An 18,829-nucleotide genomic window follows, 5' to 3' on the forward strand; every position below is an offset into this window, starting at 1 on the left:
GTACTGGATTGGTACTAAAAGTGTGTGAAACGAAAAATAATGTGTGGAAAAACCTTTGTTTTCAAAATTATACAGTATAGAAAACGAACTAAAACGAATCAAAATCACATCAAACTTTGCGAGTTTGAGTAATAAACACAGCTTCAGAAACAGCGAAAACAAGCCGTTTCTGGAGCTTTTTTCTTTTCACTGATACCTATATGATACCTGTTTGTGCAGTACCGGACATATTCTGGAATACTGCAAAAGGTATTTAAGGTATTTCTATTTCTTACAAATCTTTTTCTTTTCAAAATTTCCCATTTTATAAAATTCGTAATAATACTACGACTTTTATTTCAAAATTCGGAATATCTCTCGGTTTTAATTAGCTTTTTGATAATTTATCATTTTATGTGTGAGAGAAATCAACTGCCACTAAGTTGGGCAGTAACTCCTACTGTATATACCTTAAAAAGCATATATAGAAACAGATATTATGGTAAGGGAGCGTATTTTGTCCCCAAAGGGAGCCAGAGAGTACATTCTCAATCGTTGGATTGGGAGGTAAGCTTTACAGAGAAGACATGAGAACATATTGTTTGCATTTTACCAGTGAAAGAGAACAGATAGTTCCTAAAATTAATTTGGTGACTGCTTTATAATCTGATCATGGAAGTAGTGCAAAAGACTTTGGAGCAAAAAATAGTCCTACGAAGGCTACTTTTTATGAAAAGATCGTCCTGAGAAGTCGAGAAGGGAGTTTTGAAATGCGCTATCATATTTATGGAAGGCAAATTTGAGATACATACCGGTACAGCCGGGGAAAGGAGGTGAACCACCTATGGAAAAGAAGATTTTTTACAATGTAGACGAGGTGGCAGAAATGCTGTCCATATCCCGTTCACACGGATACAAGATTATCCGCGAGTTAAACCATGAGCTTCAGGAAAAGGGATACAGAACCATTACGGGTAAGGTTAGCTGTAAGTATTTTGACGAGAAGTTCTATGGTTTGCAAACAGCTTAAGGAAGGAGAGTGAAGCAAATGGCTGCTTACAAGGATGAAGAGAGGGGAACATGGTATGTTTCCTTTCACTACAATGATTGGACAGGCAAGAACAGAAGGAAGCTGAAAAGAGGTTTTAAGACCCGTAAGGAGGCACTGGAGTGGGAGCAGAAGTTCCGACTCCAGCAGGCAACCAGTCTGGATATGGATTTCGGTTCTTTTTACAGGATTTATGAGGATGACCTTAAGCCAAAGCTGAAACTGAATACCTGGAAGACGAAGGATACCATATTCCGCAACAGGATTTTGCCGTATTTCAAGGATAAGAAGATGAATGAGATCAGTCCGGCTGACATTATCAAATGGCAGAATGCGATTATGAAACTTAAAACACCAGATGGAAAGCCGTTTAAGCCAACTTATCTGAAAACCATTCAGTCGGAGCTTTCGGCACTGTTTAACCATGCCATAAGATTTTATAATCTGCTGGATAATCCTGTGAAGAAAGCTGGAACCATCGGAAAGGGAAAAGCGGATGAAATGGAATTCTGGACGGAGGAGGAATATCTGAAATTTATAGAACAGGTAAAGGATAAATCCGTATCTTATTATGCGTTTCAGGTGCTTTACTGGTGTGGTTTAAGAAGTGGAGAACTGCTTGCACTTACTGCAGCGGATATTGATGTGGAAGGTAAGGTGATACACATTAATAAATCCTACCAGAGAATTGACGGAGAGGATATCATCACTGATCCGAAGACACCGAAAAGCAGGCGGGATATTGTTATGCCGGATTTTCTGGCTGAGGAAATGAAAGAGTATCTTTCAAGCCTGTATGGTTTCACAAGAGACAACAGAATATTTATGATTACCAAATCTTATCTGCACAAGGAAATGACCAGAGGCGCAAAAAAGGCAGGCGTAAAGCGTATTACAATTCACGGCTTAAGACATTCGCATATTTCATATCTGATTAACAGAGGCTTTTCGGCAGTTGCCATTGGTAACAGGGTAGGGCATGAAAGCCAAAGTATTACCTTTCATTACGCCCATATGTTTCCAACGGAACAGCAGGAGATGGCTGAAGTACTTAACCGTGAATTTTGTGAAAGAACAGGCAGTTTGGAGAAAGGAGATGACGATATATGAGCAACATTCATAAATATCCTACCATAAGTTTCCGTATATCTGACAGGGACAGAAGAGAAATTGAAGCCAGGATAAAAGCAAGCGGGATGCTTAAGAAGGATTATTTTACCCGTTCCTGCATTTATAACAGGATATGCGTGGTGGGTAAGAAAGAAACAGTTTGCCGGCTGGTGGAATGCGTAAGGCAGATGCAAGAGGATATGCACATTCTGGCTGATGAACTATATAGGGATGGACGGATAAAAGGAAAATGTTCTCCCGTGGATGGTAGAGAATATGATGAACTGGGTGAACTTGCATTTGATTATGTGGCAATGTTAAATGCAGTCATTGCAGTGCTTGACGGAGCAAAATATCTGTGGGAAAACACGGATGAAAAACAGCCCCATGCATAAACACAGGGCTGTAAGCCATAGGCAAAAGCAGAGCCTTTGCTATATGTACTTCGCAACTACAGTATAACAGAAGGCTCCGCAAATTTACACAATATTTTTAGCGGAGGAAGAACATGGAGGAACAGATACAACTTAAGATGATACAGCTGTCGCAGGTTGAAACACAGATGGTCAGATGGCTATGGTATCCATTTATACCATATGGAAAACTCACCATTATTCAAGGTGATCCGGGAGACGGGAAATCAACTTTTATATTAAATATAGCCGCAATGCTGTCAAAAGGGCAGGGATTTGATACTGACATGGAGCAGGGAAATCCCGTGAATGTCATATACCAGACGGCAGAGGACGGACTTGCAGACACGGTAAAGCCAAGACTGGAGTCAGCTGGAGCGGACTGCACCAGAATATCCATCATAGATGAGAGCGAAAAGTCAGTATCCATGACGGATGACAGACTGGAGCAGGCAATCAGAAAGGAAAATGCAGGGCTTCTGATATTAGACCCGATACAGGCATATCTTGGCTGTGGTACGGATATGAACAGGGCAAATGAGGCAAGGGAAATGACCAAAAAGCTTGGTAGCATCGCAGAGAGGACAGGCTGTGCAATTGTTCTTATCGGTCACATGAATAAGGGCTCCGGTGCAAAGGCGGCATACAGAGGTATGGGTTCCATTGACTTTTATGCCGTGGCACGAAGTGTGTTGCTTGTGGGAAGAATTGAAGGTCAGCCAAACATGCGTGCCGTGGTGCAGATAAAAAATAACCTCTCGGCATTCGGACATTCCAAGGCATTTGAACTGACGGAGGAAGGTTTTCGGTGGATTGGAGATTATGAAATAACTGCTGACGAAATTCTTGGCGGCATAGCACCCAAAGCGTGCAAGATTGACATGGCAAAGCAATTTCTTCAGGAGCTTGCACATTCCAAGAATCTGATAATGAGTAATGAGATTCTTGAACTGGCGGCGCAGGAAGGGATTTCAAAGAGAACGCTGGAAAACGCAAAAAAGGAGCTTGGAATTAAGGCAAAACGGATTAACGGAAGCTGGTATTGGGATCTGCACAAAGATTAATAAAGTAACACCGCAACATTGCAGAGTGTCAGACGTTGCATTCTTAGACTGCAAGGTTGCAAAATACAAAGACACTGCGATGTTGCGGTCTTAAACCGGAAAGGAAGGATTATTATGACAACATTTGAAAGACTGGGAATTGAATATAAAGAGATTGACGGGTTGCTGTATCCTGTTTTATCCGTAAGTGAGGAGACTGTTAAGCCGATTCATATAGGAAAATACGGACGAATGTGGATTGATTTTATAAAAACGGAACATCCGGGCAGATACAGAAATCTTGTGAGGTTCGGACGACTGTGGAATAAGGCAGCGGAGATTGATGAGGAGGCACATGAGCTGTTGGAGACAATCGAAAATAAGTGGTTGAACAGTCATAAGCCAAAGAACAGGCAATCGTTTTGGGAGATGTATCAGTTGCGGACACAGGCGAGGATGATGGCAGAGGAGGCTGTACTGCACCAGATGATAAGGCAGTATCATTAAACGTCGGAATATCCGTTATAAAAGGTGTGACAAAAGGGAGTCAAAATGCAAAAGGTGAGTCAAAAAGTGGAGTCAGAATCCAAAAGGTGCTCCACAAAGTGACGCACCTGTGCTCAGAGTATTTAATGAGGTGCGTCACATTTTGACTCACCTTTTGAAAAAGTGCGTCATTTTTTGGAGTACTTTTCATAAAAGTGCGTCACTTTTTGACACACCTATATGAAGATATGCAGATATATATTACCCTCGGAGAGCCCCCGATGTTTTGGCTTGCCAAAACTGCTAGGGGGTTATCATCTGTGGCAGAGCAAAGATGATAACAGCATCTCCGTGAGAGGTTACAGATAAGGAGGAGTTGCATGGGAGGTATTTCTTATGTCGCTCATGTGAGCAATGGGAAAAGTGCAATTACCACGAAACGAAAACTGGAAGGAGTGGCAAAGCACAATCTCAGGAAATATAAATCCGACGAGTACAGTGCAGAAAATATTATGCTGCTGTACGGAACGGAAAATCTGGTGAAGGATGTCAAAAAGGTATATCATGATGAATTCGACAGGGTGCTGAAGGAATACAATGACAAACAGACCAGAAAAGACAGAAAGATTTCAGATTATTATGAATATGTATCCGAGAAATCGCAGGATATGGCAGTGGAGATTATCTTTCAGGTGGGAGACATGAAGTATTGGCAGGAACATGGGGACAACAAGGTTTTTATGAAACGAATCTTCAAATTATTGTTGGATGAGTTACAGGTCAGGATGCCGGATTTTAAGGTGGCAAATGCAGTCATCCATTTTGATGAAGAAAGTCCACATATGCATGTGGTCGGTGTGCCTGTTGCGGAGGGGTTTAAGAAGAGTCTGCGTAAACAGGTGTCAAAACGCTCTGTGTTTACACCATATACGCTGTCAAAGGTTCTTCAGGGAGATTTGCGTGAATTTATTAATCAGAAAGTATCGATTGTTTTCGGAGAACAGATAAGAGAGAAATCGAAAGGTAGAAATCACGATCTGACTGTTGCAGAGTACAAGGTTGCAAAGGAAACGGAGAAATTGGAACTTCTGGGAGATGATATTGACAGGAATGAAAAGAGTCTTGCCGATATAAAGAGTTCGATAGAGCTTCAGAGTGCAATCCTTGATTATACGAAGGATGAGTTGGAGGAAAAACAGCATCAGGCAGACAGGACGGTAAAGGTTCTGGAACAGATGAAGCGGTTTGTTGGAATGTTTCATCTGCTTGCACCCACTATAGAAGAATATGCAACTGCAGTGGAAAGGGACGGCAGACTTGATGCAGGTAACAGTTTCAGGGGAATACTTTATGAACTTGGGAAGCTGTTAGAGAGGTTTAAGGAACTGGTAAAGGAAGGATTGTGTTGGTTCCCGAGACTGATGAGATGGAAAACTTCCGTTGGTGAGGTTGCACCTGTATTTCGGGATATGGATAACGGGTACAGCTATTCCATATGTGGATATATGAATGTGGAAACGAAGGTGCAGTATTCAAAGGAAGCATTACAGTGTGAGATAAGTGCAGAAATGCGTGTAGGAACCATGGAAACGCTGGATGCCAATATAGAGGCTATGGAAAGAGATTTGGCTGAGATATTGAGGCTTAGCGGAGAACAGGAAAGGCTGTGGAAAGCGTATGAGGATTGGAAGGGGAGGTAGATAGGAGACGTGGGGATGAGAAACTCTGCTTATCGGAGAACTCATCCCCTTTTAGACGACTTTTATACGGCATTGATTCAGCCAGGAGTCTGCTCGAAACGGGCTCAAAATGGATTTTGGTTAGCCAAACTAATAATAAAGTGTGAGAACTCATAAATAATTATCAAAAAATACTTGCCTTATTGATTATGATATGATAATATATAAAACGAACATATGTTTTATTTCGGAGGGCGCAATGAAGATTAGTTATAAGAAATTATGGAAACTGTTGATAGACAGAGATATGATGAAAAAAGATCTTGCCGAAAAGGCAGGAATAAGCAATGCATCCATTGCTAAACTTGGACGAAATGAGAATGTCAATACGGATATTCTGCTTAAGATATGTGTCGCACTTGAATGTGATGTGGCAGATATTCTGGAAATTGTTCCTGACGAATCGGAGTGAGTGAAGTGGACAGACTTACTAAAGAACAACGTCATAAAAATATGAAGAATATTAAGTCGAAGGATACCTCCATAGAGTTGAAGCTTCGAAAGGAATTATGGAAACGTGGATACCGGTATAGAAAGAATTATGCAGGATTGCCCGGTAAGCCGGATATTGTACTTACTAAATATAAAATAGTCATTTTCTGTGACAGTGAATTCTTTCACGGAAAAGACTGGGAAGTGCTGAAACCACAATTGGAAAAAGGAAAAAACGCAGAGTTTTGGATTGACAAGATATCAAAAAATCAACAGCGCGATGATGATATAAACAAGCAGCTTCAGTTTTTGGGATGGACCGTTATACGCTTCTGGGGAAAGGATATTATGAAGAACTCGGAAGAGTGTGTACGGGTAATAGAAGAAGCTATATTTGAACAGAAATATGATGATTACGATATTGAAACAGAGGAGATTTCGCATGTATAAATCAATAGACTTATTTGCCGGTATAGGTGGAATTAGAAAAGGTTTTGACAGAGCGTTTGGAAAGAAGATTAAGACGGTGTTTGTAAGCGAATGGGATGAATTTGCACAGAAGACTTACAAAATGAATTACCATGATAAATTTGATATTGCTGGTGACATTACTCAAATAGATGAAAAAGAAATTCCCAAATTTGATATCTGTCTTGCTGGATTCCCTTGTCAGGCATTTTCGCTTGCTGGAAAGCGTATGGGCTTTGATGATGATTACAAGGGCTTATGTAGAGGAACCTTGTTCCAGGATGTTGTAAGGATATGTGATTTTCATAAACCTAAAGTAATTTTTTGTGAAAATGTAAAGGGTCTTACCATCCATGACAGGGGAAGGACTTTTATGGTTATCAAGAAAGCTTTTGAACAAATAGGTTACACCGTGTATGACAAGGTACTGAATAGTAAGGATTTTGGTGTTCCTCAGAATAGAGAACGTATATACATTGTCGCATTCCGAAATGATATCGACAGTAGCGGGTTTAAGTTTCCTGAACCTACAAATCCGGATACCTGTATCAGGGACATTATGGAAGAGAATGAGGTTAGTGTGAAGTATTATCTTTCAACGGTATATATTGATACCTTAAAAAAGCATAAAGCACGTCACGAAGCGAAGGGTAACGGTTTCGGATATGAGATAAGAGATCTTGACGGTAAGGCAGGTGCGATTGTATGTGGGGGAATGGGTCGTGAAAGAAATTTGATTATTGATAAGCGACTGACCGATTTTACACCTGTTACACACATAAAGGGGGAAGTCAACAGAGAGGGAATCAGAAAGATGACACCAAGAGAGTGGGCAAGGTTGCAGGGATTCCCGGATGATTTTAAGCTTGAATTGGCAGACACACATTTGTACAAGCAGTTAGGAAACAGTGTAACGGTTAATGTTATTGAGGCAATAGCCAAAGAGATAAGGAAGGTGTTAGAGAATGGCAAATAAAGATGGAAGAATGTCGGGAAACAAGGGCGAATGGTCAGAATTATATGCATTTATGAAGCTTCTCAGTCAGGGCAGAGTATATGCGGCAAATGAGAAGGTTGAAAAAATTGATGAAGTATATTATCCGATTCTGAAGATTATGAGAGAAGAAACAAAGGGTGAAGTTATTGATTATGTGATTCAGGATAATCAGATCAGCGTTGAAATCCAGTCTAATAAAATTATTTCTGTTGACAGAACTGAAATGGAGAACCAGGCAAATAAGCTTTTAAAAGAAATAGCCAGTCATAGCGGAAGCTTTGAATTAGAGGAAATTGCTAATTTTGCAAATGGCATAAGAGTTACAAAGATAAAGGCTCCATCTACTGATACAACAGATATTTCCATGCAAATTGAGGACATACATACAAACTTTATTCGAAATGTGGGATTTTCCATTAAGTCAGAGGTTGGCAATCCACCTACATTACTGAATGCAGGACTTACAACAAACTTTATTTACAAAGTTTCTGGAATATCAATAGAACAGGCGGAAGAAATTAACGCAATTGAGACCAGAACCAAGATTAAGGACAAAATGTCAAAAATAGCTGAGTTTGGCGGGAAAATTCAGTATTGCGGAATGAACCATGACGGATTCAAGAGAAATCTGATAATGGTAGACAGCAGTATGCCGGAAATTATTGGAAATATGTTGTTATATTTCTATACAGAGGATGTAAAGGACTGTGATAAGCTAGTAGATATGCTTGGAGACAGAGATCCTCTTGGATATGGCGATCCGATGATGTATACATATAAATTCAAAAAATTCCTGTGTTCCTGCGCATTGGGAATGAAACCGGCAAAGCCTTGGGATGGATTGGATGAAGCAAACGGTGGCTACATTATTGTGAAGGCAGACGGAGAGATACTTGCTTATCACATATACAACAGAAACTTTTTTGAGCAGTATTTGTTGGATAATACATATCTTGAAAGAGCATCTACAAGCAGGCATGAATATATGAGTTTGTACGAGGAAAATGGAGAGATGTTTATTAAGCTGAATCTGCAGATAAGGTTTAGATAGGAGGATATACATGGGTGAAGTGACAATCGAAATAAAGAATTGTAATTGTATAAAATCAGCAGATATCAAGCTCGAAGAGGGTACTCTGAATATAAAGTATGGTTCTAATGGAACTGGGAAATCTACAATAAGCAAAGCAGTTTTTCTGAAGACACATGGAAGTGAGGAAGAACTTCAGACATTATTACCTTATGGCGCAGATAAAGGTCAAAAATGTGAAGTGGATGGGATTTCTTTCAATAAAGTTATGGTATTTGATGAAAGCTATGTTAACTCATATTTATTCAAAGAGAAAAGTTTTTTGGAGAACTCATTTCGAGTATTTTTAAGGTCAGAAGAATGTGATAGGTTGGCAAATGAAATTACAAATTTATTGGCTGAGTTACAGGGTATATTTCATGAAAATGAAGCTATACAGAACGTTAGATCGTTTTTACCTAAGTATGCAGAAGCGGTTAAATACAGTGATGGTGAAATATCAAAAAAAGGTGGAGTAGGTGAATTTTTAAAAGGGAATGGAGCTGGGTTTGATAAGTATGATGAACTGAAGGTGTACAAGCCGTTTTATGACCGAGATTTAGCAAGTGTCTCAAAATGGGCGAAATGGAGAAATGATGGAATCAAGCAGATGAATGGTGAGACTTGTCCATTTTGTGCTGATGAATTGAAGGAAGAAATAGAAAAGCAAAATAAGGTGATATCCAAGGTGTTTAAAAATTCTGCTCTTTCAACAGCAAATGCCGTTCTTGAATATTTGCGTGAGGCTGTGGAAAAAAATTATATTAAAGCTGATGCGCTTTCTGCACTTCAAGAATACATTAGTAGTACTGGAAAAGAAGATTCTTTGGAATCAGAGTTGCAGAATCTTGCGGTAGAAACAGAGTATCTATATAAAAAAATAGATAAGATATGTCAGTTTAGACCTATGAATGTGACCCATGAGGAATTAGAGAATATTGAAAAAAATCTTAATGAGATGTATGTTGATAAACGACAAATATCCAAATTTTATTCAACAGATTTTATTTATACGATTGCAGATGAAGTTGAAGAAAAAATCAACAACTTAAAGGAAAACACAGGGAAGTTAAGAGGATTATTTATTCAGCATGAAAAAAAGATGGATGAACTGATTACTAAAAGGAAAGATGATATAAATCAGTTTTTCTTGCTTGCGGGTTTTCCTTACAAGTTTGAGATTAGACCAGATGGAGAAAACAAGGCAGTTTCATATTTGATTCCAATCAATACAGAAGATGTAAAAGTATCTAATCCTGATACACATTTAAGCTGGGGAGAGAAAAATGCATTTTCACTTGTGATGTTTATGTTTGAAGCCGTAAGCGAAAATGCGGATTTGATTGTGTTAGACGATCCGATAACTTCGTTCGATAAAGATAAAAAATTCGCTGTGATTAGAAGGTTGTTTGATAATCAGAAAGTAAGCTTCCGTGATAAGACAGTACTTATGTTGACACACGATATGCAACCACTTATTGATTATGTGCACAATGATTTCTTTAAAAGAATGGGACTAACTACACCAGTAAAAGCAAAATATCTCCAGAATGAAAATGGTATTATAAACGAGTTTGAAATATTTGGAGATGATTTGATAAATACTGTAGAATTAACTAAATCAATCGCAGATGATTCAAATAGAAGTATGGCGGTTCGTATTGTAAATCTAAGAAAGTATATTGAGTTGACAAAACCTGGATTTGCAGAAAGTGATATATATGAAGTTATTTCTAATATTATTCACGGAAGAAAAGATGCAACTTTTTCAGATGGAGAAACGGCATTAAGCGAAGAAGTTAAGACTAATGGTATGAATGAAATAGAGAGTTTTTTGGGAATATCTTCATATGATGATGTTATTGAAACTGTTAGCTCAAAAAAATTGTTTGATATACTTGATTCTGCAGATATATATGAAAAAATAATCACTGTCAGATTACTGTTTGAGAGATATGATGGTCTGCTTGCTAAGTTAAAAAAGAAATATCCAGCTGCTTGCAAGTTTGTTAATGAAACAAATCATATTGAGAATGACTATATTTTTCAGTTGGATCCATTTAAGTTTTTTCAAATTCCGCAATTTTATCTAAGTGAAATTGAAACTTTTTTGGAAGATGAAAAAGATACGATAATAAATGGATTTGACAAAGATATTGTTTGAAAAGTTGGGATGAGTAATTAATGTTAGAATGGAAAAATGTAAGCTTTATGGATGCGAGAATCATAAAGGTAACAAGATATGGTTAGGAGTATATGGGTTTATATGATTTTATATATTATATGCTGCTAAAGTTTTTAAATATGCTTGGAACTATTATAGAATAGAGATGCACATGATGAAGGAGGCAAGTGAATTTATGGATAATATAAAGTATCAGGTTTTTATTAGTTCAACATATTCTGATCTGTTACAAGAACGAAAGAAAGTATTGGATATTTTGCTAATGGCAGACTGTATTCCGGCAGGAATGGAGAACTTTGTGGCAACGGATGATGAACAGTTTAATGTTATAAAAAAGGTCATAGATATGTGTGACTACTATATATTGATTTTAGGAAAGAGATATGGTTCAGTTAACGAAAAGACAGGTATAAGCTATACAGAAATGGAATATAATTATGCAATAGATAAAGGTATTCCCGTTCTTGTGTTTGCATTAGATGATTCAGTGGAATTAGATGCTGAGAAAGTTGAAACGGATGATATAAAAAGGGGTAAACTGGCAGAATTTAAGAGCAAGGCTATGGGAAATAGATTAGCGAGTATTTGGCGTGATCAATCAGATTTGCTTGGAAAAGTAGCAATTGCTATAATGCAGGCAAAAAGTGAGATAAAAAGACCAGGATGGCATAGAGGGAATGATGAGGAAAAGGAAAGACTAGTAAAAGAAATAGAATATCTACGTAAAGAAAATGAAGAATTGAAGAATCATACATCTGGTGCTTCGTGTGCTGTTAAAGAAGAAAAAATGAAGCAAGATTTTTATGGTAAGGAGATTATATTGAACTATACTGAGAAGGTTTTGATTTTTACTTCTAATACTAGAATAGATAAAAAGAAAATTAGAACTACAATGGACGAGTTATTTAAATTTGTTTCATTAAGACTTACAGGAATTAAAAAACTAGCTGAATTCAGGGATGCTGTGAGTGGTTTTCAACCTGGATATTATGTTGATGAACAAGATGCTTTGATAGTTAGAAATAAATTTGAGCAATTGGGCTTGATAGAAAGTTATATTGGAAAAGAAGATATTGAAATGATAAGATTGACAGATTTGGGACGAGATATTATGAATAAGCTGAATTAGATAGTAATAATATTTCTTATAAGAAACGCTAAAAGGTTGTATTTTGGTGAAGTATAGAGGAGTATCATATTTCTTGTATATTTCCAGACCAGAGTCAAATGGGCACATTGATACCCATTCGTGATACCCGAATGATACCTGAAATTTTGAAAACTGAAAATAATAAAGAGAAATAGACGAGAAGACGCTGTTTCTGAAAGCAAAAATCGACTCAAACACAGGAAATAACTTAACCTGTAGGGAGTTTGAGTAGACCCGAAGTGGTTTAGAGGTAAATCCCTAGAATTCAGTATTTTCAAGGTCTGAGACTATGTGAAAATCGCATAGTTTCGGGCCTTTTTTTCGTCGTGATTCTAAAATGATTCTAAAAATCATAAAAAGGTAAATATCGCGAATCGTCCGAGAACTAATTTCTATTCTGTTTTTCATCTTATATTTTCCAAAAAAATAAAAAATTTTGGCTGGTTTTTAGTAATGGCACCTGAACTGAACCAAATGAGTTTTAGAAAGATAAAAGAACTTATTTTGGAGGTAGTAAACATGGTAGACAATACAATTTTTATTTCAGTCAAAGACATTATGAAGACACTTAGTGTTTCTGAATCAAAGGCGTATTCCGTAGTGCGTCAGCTCAATAAGGAACTTACCGAGCAGGGATACATGGTTATTCCGGGTAAGGTAAGTAGAAAGTATTTTGAGGAGCGTTTCTATGGAGTCTGTGAACCGGGAAAGGAGGAGACACATGCCGGCAACGAAAGACAAGAAGCGTAATACGTGGACAGCCCAGTTTTATTACACGGACTGGACAGGGAAAAAGGTAAAGAAGTGTAAGAGAGGTTTTGAAACAAAAAAGGAAGCTTTAGATTGGGAAAAGCATTTCCTTTTGGAAAAGTCAGCCAGCCTTGATATGACATTTGAGGATTTCTGGAAAAGATATGAGGCAGATGTCAGACCGCAGGTCAGAGAGAACACATGGAAGTCCAAGGAGTATGTGGTGTATCTGAAAATCTTGCCCTACTTTAAAGATATGATCATGCGTGACATTACCCCAAGGGATATCGTCCAGTGGCAGAACGAGATGCGTGAGAGCACAGATAAGGACGGGCATAGGTATTCAGGGACATACCTTCGAAAGATGCAGGCGGAGCTTTCAGCAATATTTAATCACGCAGTGAAATATTATGAACTGCCAAGGAACCCGGCTGTTATTGCAGGACCTTTAGGACAACATCAATCGGATGAAATGAAGTTCTGGACGAAGGACGAGTACATGCAGTTCATACCAACAATGGCGAATAAGACCTATTCCTATATGGCATTTGAACTCTTGTATTGGTGTGGTATCCGTATGGGAGAACTTTTGGCACTGACTCCCGGTGATTTCGATTTTGATCGTAATAAGATGTCCATTACCAAATCATTGCAGAGAATTAGCGGTAGGGATGTCATAACGAAGCCAAAAACGAAGAAGAGTATCCGTGTGATATCTATGCCAAAGGTAGTAGCCCAGGAGATGAAGGATTTTTTAGACAGCATCTATGGGATTAGGAGCACAGATAGAATCTTTGTCCTTTCAAAATCTTATTTGCACCATGAAATGGACAGAGGAGTAAAGGAATCCGGTGTAAAGCGTATCCGTATTCATGATTTAAGACATAGCCATGTATCTCTTCTTATAGATATGGGATTTTCGGCTGTGGCAATTGGAAATCGTGTTGGCCATGAGAGTGCAGAAATCACTTATCGTTATGCTCATATGATGCCATCTATTCAGGATGAAATGGCAGAAGCATTAGATGAAGAGTGGAGGGAGGGATTCGATGTCAGCTAGGAATAATGATCCAAAGGGCAGATACAGAAGTGAAACCATTGCATACCGTTGTTCTCCTGAAGAACGGAAAGAGTTGGATAAGCGGTGGCGACTACTGGGATATGGAACCAAGCAGGATTATGTTTTGGATGCGGTATTACATAACCAAGTGGAAGCAAAAGGGAATCCACAAATGCTTGTAAACTTCCGTAAGGAATTGCAGGAGATTTTAAGCGAATTACAACGGATAGATGAAATCACTCCGGTGGATGAAGAACTGTTTACACCGATTCGGACAATGTTAGAGATTCTGGAAGCATTTAAGGCAGAAGCAGATGCAAAGGACTCAAAGAAGAAAGCAAAAACAGATAAGTTTTTAGAGAGGAGACATTATCGTGAGTAAAGTAATTATTTGTGCAAATCAAAAAGGTGGGGTAGCAAAAAGCACGTCTGTAGTAAATCTGGGAGTAGGATTGGCAAGTAAAGGAAAGAGGGTACTTGTCATTGATAACGATCCACAAGGATCTCTTACAGAGGCACTCGGATTTCCGGAACCGGATAAGTTGGAAGTGACATTAGCAAATATCATGGAATGGGTTTTAAACGAGGAAGATTTCGATCTGAGCGCAGGGATTATCCATCATGAAGAGGGAATCGACCTTCTTCCTGCTAATATTGAGCTTTCTGGTGTAGAAACTTCCTTGGTAGGGATTATGAGCTCTGAGACTACATTAAAGGAATATATAGATATGATCCGTGATGATTATGACTATATCCTTGTGGATTGTTCTCCGAATTTAGGTCAGCTTACCTTAAATGCTCTTGTAGCTGCAGATGAGATTATTATCCCCGTACAGGCTGCCTATCTACCTATTAAGGGCTTAGAACAACTATTAAAGACTATCAGCCGCGTGAAACGTAAGATGAATCAGAAACTTCATATTATGGGGATTCTTATTACTATGGTAGACTATCGAACCGTCTATGCCAGGGAGATTACGGAAGTCTTATATGAACATTATGGAAGCAGTATCCATATCTTTGATGAAGTGATCCCAATGTCTGTAAGGGCAGCAGAGGCCTCTGCGGAAGGTGTTAGCATCTATAAATATGATGGAAATGGAAAAGTAGCTTTAGCTTACATGAAGATTGTAGAGGAGGTATTGGATTATGAGTAAAAGAGGATTCGGAGATAAAATCAAACTTTCCAGTTATGATGATATGTTTGGTGTGGAAAGCAGTGAAAGTGTGGATGCCATAAAGGGAGAAGCTCAGATTGTAGATATTCCTTTGTCAGAGTTACATACCTTTGAAAACCATCCTTTTCGTGTAGTGGATGATGAAAGCATGGAAGAAATGGTGGAGTCTATCAAAGAATACGGCGTGCTCGTTCCTGCTATTGCAAGACCTCGTAGAGAGGGTGGTTATGAACTAATCTCCGGTCACAGAAGAAAGCGCGCTTCTGAGCTTGCAGGCAAAGAAACAATGCCTGTTATGGTAAAGGATTGTGATGATGACGAAGCTACCGTGATCATGGTGGATGCGAATATACAACGTGATGATATTTTGATCAGTGAGCGTGCCAAGGCGTATCAGATGAAGTATGAAGCTATGAAGCACCAGGGCGGTGGAAATGGCCGTTCGCTTGCAACCATGAGCGAAGAAATGGGAGAAAGTCAGAAGACGATTCAGAGATTAATCTGTATCGCAAGTTTAAATGAGAATCTGCTTCATATGGTAGATGAAAAGCGTTTGAGCCTTGGAGCAGGGCTGGATCTGTCGTTTATCAAACCGGAAGAGCAGGAGATTGTATATGCGGTGATAACGGATATGAAAGTGTCGCTATCGGGTGAGCAGACATTAAAGATTAAGGAAGCAAGCAAAAAAGGATACTTTAATGAAGACTTTCTTCGAGATTATTTATCGGAGAAGAAACCTAAACCACGTAAAGTTGTATTTAACCAGAAGAAGTTGGATGACTATTTCACACCGGATATGAGCAACGAGGATATTGAGAAGGTGATTTTTCAGCTTCTTGATGAATGGAAATCGAAAGGGGAAGTTTAATGGAGAGGCTGGAGCTGGAATTTTACTATGGGCAGGAAGCAGAGCAGTTTACGTTCTATCGTCTGCCTAAAGCTCTGATTACAGATTCGAGATTTAAAGATATATCAAATAACGCAAAGCTTCTGTACGGTCTTATGTTAGACCGTATGGGGCTTTCTGCCAGAAGCGGATGGTTTGATGAAGAAAATCGTGTATATATCAAATACTCGGTGAAAAGCATCATGGAAGATTTGAATTGTAGCAAGATGACCGCTGTGGGATTGCTGAAAGAGCTGCAGGCGATTGGACTTATTGATATGGTTCAGCGTAGCGGTCTTGCAAATATTATCTATGTCAAAAACTTTGTTTCTTGCGATAAAACCGAAGAAAAGGGTGAAGTGGAAGCATTAGACCGGTCAGAAAATTGTACGGGTCAAAAAGATGTACCTGCGGAAAATGACGAGGATAAAAATAATACCGGTACAGATATTAGACCGGTACATTCAAAAGCCCAGTCAGATTCTAAGACTGGTACAGGTAAAGAAAATGGACAACCGGTGGTACAAAAAGTGGACCCGAATAATAATGATTTTATAAATACTGATCATAGTGATAATAATCATATCATTCTATCAGCAGAAAAGATGGAACCGATGGATGAGACGACGGCATACATGGAGCTTATCCGTGAAAACATTGATTACGATATCATGATGAGCAGCACGCAGTGGTCAGACCGGGATATGTATGAGGAGCTTTATCAGCTGATCTGTGATGTGGTATGTGTGCCAAGGAAGACAATCCGTATTGGCGGAGAAGACTACCCTTATAATCTGGTGAAGGGGAAGTTTCTGAAGCTGAATTCCAGCCATTTGGAATATGTCATTGGCTGCATGAAGAAGAATACCACAAAGGTATCTAACATCAGGGCGTATTTGATTACTGCTCTTTATAATGCACCGAATACCATTAGTAATTACTATACGGCTGAGGTAAACCATGATATGTATGGCAGTTATTAAGGGTATCCTTTATAATTGAAGGGTAAAGAGAGGTAGATGTTATGGCAAAATATGTTATCGTGCCAGACAAGCATGAAAAAATTGAAAAGAATTATGTTTTTCCATTTATTAATATAGTCCCGGCGGTTGTTTGGAGTATTCCGATTCATCAAAAACTCTTTCCGAAAGCTGGATTTTGGATAGTGGCATTTTATACGGTTGCGTTTATTGCATTATATCTGTATGTAAGCCTAAAGCCATTTATTGCAGTGGCTCCGTGTATTGCAGGAGTGGTGATTTACACACTGACAGCCTGGATACCGCTGAATCATATCGGAAACAATATTGTGCGAATCATTTTAAAAGGAATAGCTCTGATTATCGTTATTTTGGTAGAGTTTGCTGTCTGGATCAATGCAACTCTGCCGTGGTTGCAGGAGAAAACGTATAAACCGACGATTAGAAGAGTGGATGAATAGAATATGGGAGATGTAGGAGATACCAGAACGAACAGTACAGATGGGTGCGGATATAATATCTTTAAATTCCTTTAAATTCCTTAAAAATAATAAGGTGGGGTATATATGACCCACCTTGTGAATTATATTAGAGTCAAGATGAAGGAAACTTCGTTTTGACACTTTTTTGGGAGAGTAGAAGATAGTGATTATTAAGGTAAGAGTAAATGGTAGAATCGTCTTTTATGATTAAAAATTTTGGGGGATGGATGAAATGAAAAATGAGTCAGGAATGTATGATGGCCTCTTTGATTTTGATCAAGATGGAAAACTAAATATACTTGAAAAGTCTGCTGAAATGGATTATTTTGCCGAGCAAGTAGAAAGGGCAAATTCTCAATCAAAGCAACTATGCGATGCTGTTTGGAAAGCGATAGGTGGAAGCTTTGACCAAGAAGGAAATCCCATCAGAGTTGAAGAGAAGCAGGTGGAATTAACGTGCGAGTTCGTCAAAAAAGAAGATTTATCAGGAGATAATGAGACCGATGGTGATGTACTGGATATAAGCGTTTCTCCCGAAGTTATTAATCAAATATATGATATGGCGAACCGTGGAGAATTGTAATTCTCAATCGTACGGTCTTGACGGTACTGGTATTCAAGCAAGGAATTATAGTTATCACAAATGGAAGACAAACAAAGGCATCTTCAATATAAGCCTTTGCAAAAGTAAATGCTAGTTTGCAATCGTAGTTGCAAGCAAAAACAAGCATTTAAAAATTCAGGTTTAAAAATTCATTTAAAGTTCTTTTAAATTCTATATGTGTCCTGATTAATGGACAATAAATATGCTAACGTATAAGTCATGATATTTGATATTATGACTTTTTATTTATTTAATTAAATACAGCCGTAAGAAATTACGCGAAAGCGTAAAAAAGTGTTGCTGTATGAAGGATAAGGGCTTGCGGAGCCTTGCAAATCAAGGCTTTTCCCGCTCTTAACTGTCCACAGCAGACCTCCTTTTCCGTTCACTTTCTGTTTTCTGCCGCCTGTGAACTCTGGCGGCGCAGTCCGGGCAGTATTTGCCCCGGTTGGACTTCGGGACGAACACACCGCCGCACTCCGCACAGCGTTTCAAGTCCCTGTCCCGGTAAATCTCCGCTTCCAGCGTCCTGTCCAGCGGCAAGACCGCCCAGCGGAACCACTTGCAGCAGACGGAGAACGAAATCATCTGCGGACAGGCGCAGGTGTCGCCATCGTCCAGCGCAAGGCAGTTTCCGTCCTCGCAGTTGCAGCACTCCCGGCGTATCAGGCCGCTGGCTCGTCTCTTCTGGGGCGGGGTTATGCGGTAGGGGGAGCCGTCCGGCCTGTGTTCCAGCGGCGGCAGGTGTTGATAGGGTCTTTTGCTCATGC

21 protein-coding genes are annotated in these 18,829 nt (G+C 39.0%); 20 read left to right on the forward strand and 1 reads right to left on the reverse strand.

The annotated features are described in order from the left end of the window. Positions 1-823 precede the first annotated feature (823 nt). The 20 genes from FYJ75_RS10585 (at position 824) to FYJ75_RS10680 (ending at position 18,038) form a co-directional block, all read left to right on the forward strand. Positions 824-1,009 (forward strand): hypothetical protein, encoded by a 186-nt coding sequence (locus tag FYJ75_RS10585; RefSeq protein WP_154430425.1) that lies wholly within the window; start codon positions 824-826, stop codon positions 1,007-1,009. Positions 1,010-1,027: 18 nt separating this feature from the next. Beyond that, complete coding sequence (locus FYJ75_RS10590; protein ID WP_154430426.1) at positions 1,028-2,137, forward strand: site-specific integrase; 1,110 nt, start codon at positions 1,028-1,030, stop codon at positions 2,135-2,137. Further along, positions 2,134-2,532, forward strand: a complete 399-nt coding sequence (locus FYJ75_RS10595; protein WP_154430427.1) for a plasmid mobilization protein — start codon at positions 2,134-2,136, stop codon at positions 2,530-2,532. Before FYJ75_RS10590 ends, FYJ75_RS10595 begins: the two co-directional genes overlap by 4 nt. A 113-nt stretch (positions 2,533-2,645) precedes the next feature. Continuing rightward, positions 2,646-3,614, forward strand: coding sequence for an AAA family ATPase (locus FYJ75_RS10600; protein WP_154430428.1), 969 nt, complete (start codon positions 2,646-2,648; stop codon positions 3,612-3,614). Positions 3,615-3,728: 114 nt separating this feature from the next. After that, complete coding sequence (locus FYJ75_RS10605; RefSeq protein WP_154430429.1) at positions 3,729-4,100, forward strand: TnpV protein; 372 nt, start codon at positions 3,729-3,731, stop codon at positions 4,098-4,100. A gap of 359 nt (positions 4,101-4,459) precedes the next feature. Next, positions 4,460-5,779 carry a plasmid recombination protein gene (locus tag FYJ75_RS10610; protein ID WP_154430430.1) on the forward strand — a complete coding sequence of 440 codons (1,320 nt, stop codon included), beginning with the start codon at positions 4,460-4,462 and terminating at the stop codon, positions 5,777-5,779. Between the two features lie 238 nt (positions 5,780-6,017). Next, a complete protein-coding gene (locus FYJ75_RS10615) occupies positions 6,018-6,230 on the forward strand; it encodes a helix-turn-helix domain-containing protein (RefSeq protein WP_154430431.1) in 213 nt (70 codons plus the stop codon). 5 nt (positions 6,231-6,235) lie between these two features. Further along, complete coding sequence (locus FYJ75_RS10620; protein ID WP_328596924.1) at positions 6,236-6,700, forward strand: very short patch repair endonuclease; 465 nt, start codon at positions 6,236-6,238, stop codon at positions 6,698-6,700. Continuing rightward, positions 6,693-7,694, forward strand: a complete 1,002-nt coding sequence (gene dcm, locus FYJ75_RS10625; RefSeq protein ID WP_154430432.1) for a DNA cytosine methyltransferase — start codon at positions 6,693-6,695, stop codon at positions 7,692-7,694. Before FYJ75_RS10620 ends, dcm begins: the two co-directional genes overlap by 8 nt. Then, positions 7,684-8,766 (forward strand): HpaII family restriction endonuclease, encoded by a 1,083-nt coding sequence (locus FYJ75_RS10630; RefSeq protein ID WP_235907084.1) that lies wholly within the window; start codon positions 7,684-7,686, stop codon positions 8,764-8,766. The genes dcm and FYJ75_RS10630 overlap by 11 nt, the downstream gene beginning before the upstream one ends. Positions 8,767-8,776: 10 nt before the next feature. Beyond that, a complete protein-coding gene (locus FYJ75_RS10635; protein ID WP_154430433.1) occupies positions 8,777-10,948 on the forward strand; it encodes a hypothetical protein in 2,172 nt (723 codons plus the stop codon). Positions 10,949-11,144: 196 nt separating this feature from the next. After that, entirely contained in the window at positions 11,145-12,098 is a 954-nt protein-coding gene (locus FYJ75_RS10640) for a DUF4062 domain-containing protein (RefSeq protein WP_154430434.1), read from the forward strand. Positions 12,099-12,638: 540 nt separating this feature from the next. Next, positions 12,639-12,869, forward strand: a complete 231-nt coding sequence (locus FYJ75_RS10645; protein ID WP_154430435.1) for a hypothetical protein — start codon at positions 12,639-12,641, stop codon at positions 12,867-12,869. Next, positions 12,841-13,929, forward strand: coding sequence for a site-specific integrase (locus tag FYJ75_RS10650; protein WP_154430436.1), 1,089 nt, complete (start codon positions 12,841-12,843; stop codon positions 13,927-13,929). The genes FYJ75_RS10645 and FYJ75_RS10650 overlap by 29 nt, the downstream gene beginning before the upstream one ends. Beyond that, entirely contained in the window at positions 13,919-14,311 is a 393-nt protein-coding gene (locus tag FYJ75_RS10655; RefSeq protein WP_154430437.1) for a plasmid mobilization protein, read from the forward strand. The genes FYJ75_RS10650 and FYJ75_RS10655 overlap by 11 nt, the downstream gene beginning before the upstream one ends. Continuing rightward, positions 14,304-15,086 carry a ParA family protein gene (locus FYJ75_RS10660; protein ID WP_328596925.1) on the forward strand — a complete coding sequence of 261 codons (783 nt, stop codon included), beginning with the start codon at positions 14,304-14,306 and terminating at the stop codon, positions 15,084-15,086. Before FYJ75_RS10655 ends, FYJ75_RS10660 begins: the two co-directional genes overlap by 8 nt. Next, positions 15,079-15,975: a ParB/RepB/Spo0J family partition protein gene (locus FYJ75_RS10665; protein ID WP_154430438.1), complete on the forward strand. Its 897-nt coding sequence runs from the start codon at positions 15,079-15,081 to the stop codon at positions 15,973-15,975. The genes FYJ75_RS10660 and FYJ75_RS10665 overlap by 8 nt, the downstream gene beginning before the upstream one ends. Beyond that, entirely contained in the window at positions 15,975-16,976 is a 1,002-nt protein-coding gene (locus FYJ75_RS10670) for a DUF6017 domain-containing protein (protein ID WP_235907085.1), read from the forward strand. The genes FYJ75_RS10665 and FYJ75_RS10670 overlap by 1 nt, the downstream gene beginning before the upstream one ends. Positions 16,977-17,017: 41 nt before the next feature. Next, positions 17,018-17,434 (forward strand): hypothetical protein, encoded by a 417-nt coding sequence (locus FYJ75_RS10675; RefSeq protein ID WP_154430440.1) that lies wholly within the window; start codon positions 17,018-17,020, stop codon positions 17,432-17,434. 253 nt (positions 17,435-17,687) lie between these two features. After that, a complete protein-coding gene (locus FYJ75_RS10680; RefSeq protein ID WP_154430441.1) occupies positions 17,688-18,038 on the forward strand; it encodes a hypothetical protein in 351 nt (116 codons plus the stop codon). Positions 18,039-18,413: 375 nt separating this feature from the next. On the opposite strand, the gene FYJ75_RS10685 is transcribed toward FYJ75_RS10680, so the two are convergent. Further along, positions 18,414-18,827 carry a cysteine-rich VLP domain-containing protein gene (locus tag FYJ75_RS10685; RefSeq protein ID WP_002575860.1) on the reverse strand — a complete coding sequence of 138 codons (414 nt, stop codon included), beginning with the start codon at positions 18,825-18,827 and terminating at the stop codon, positions 18,414-18,416. Between the last annotated feature and the right edge of the window lie 2 nt (positions 18,828-18,829).

It is taken from the genome of Roseburia porci (assembly GCF_009695765.1).
Classification (GTDB): domain Bacteria; phylum Bacillota; class Clostridia; order Lachnospirales; family Lachnospiraceae; genus Roseburia; species Roseburia porci.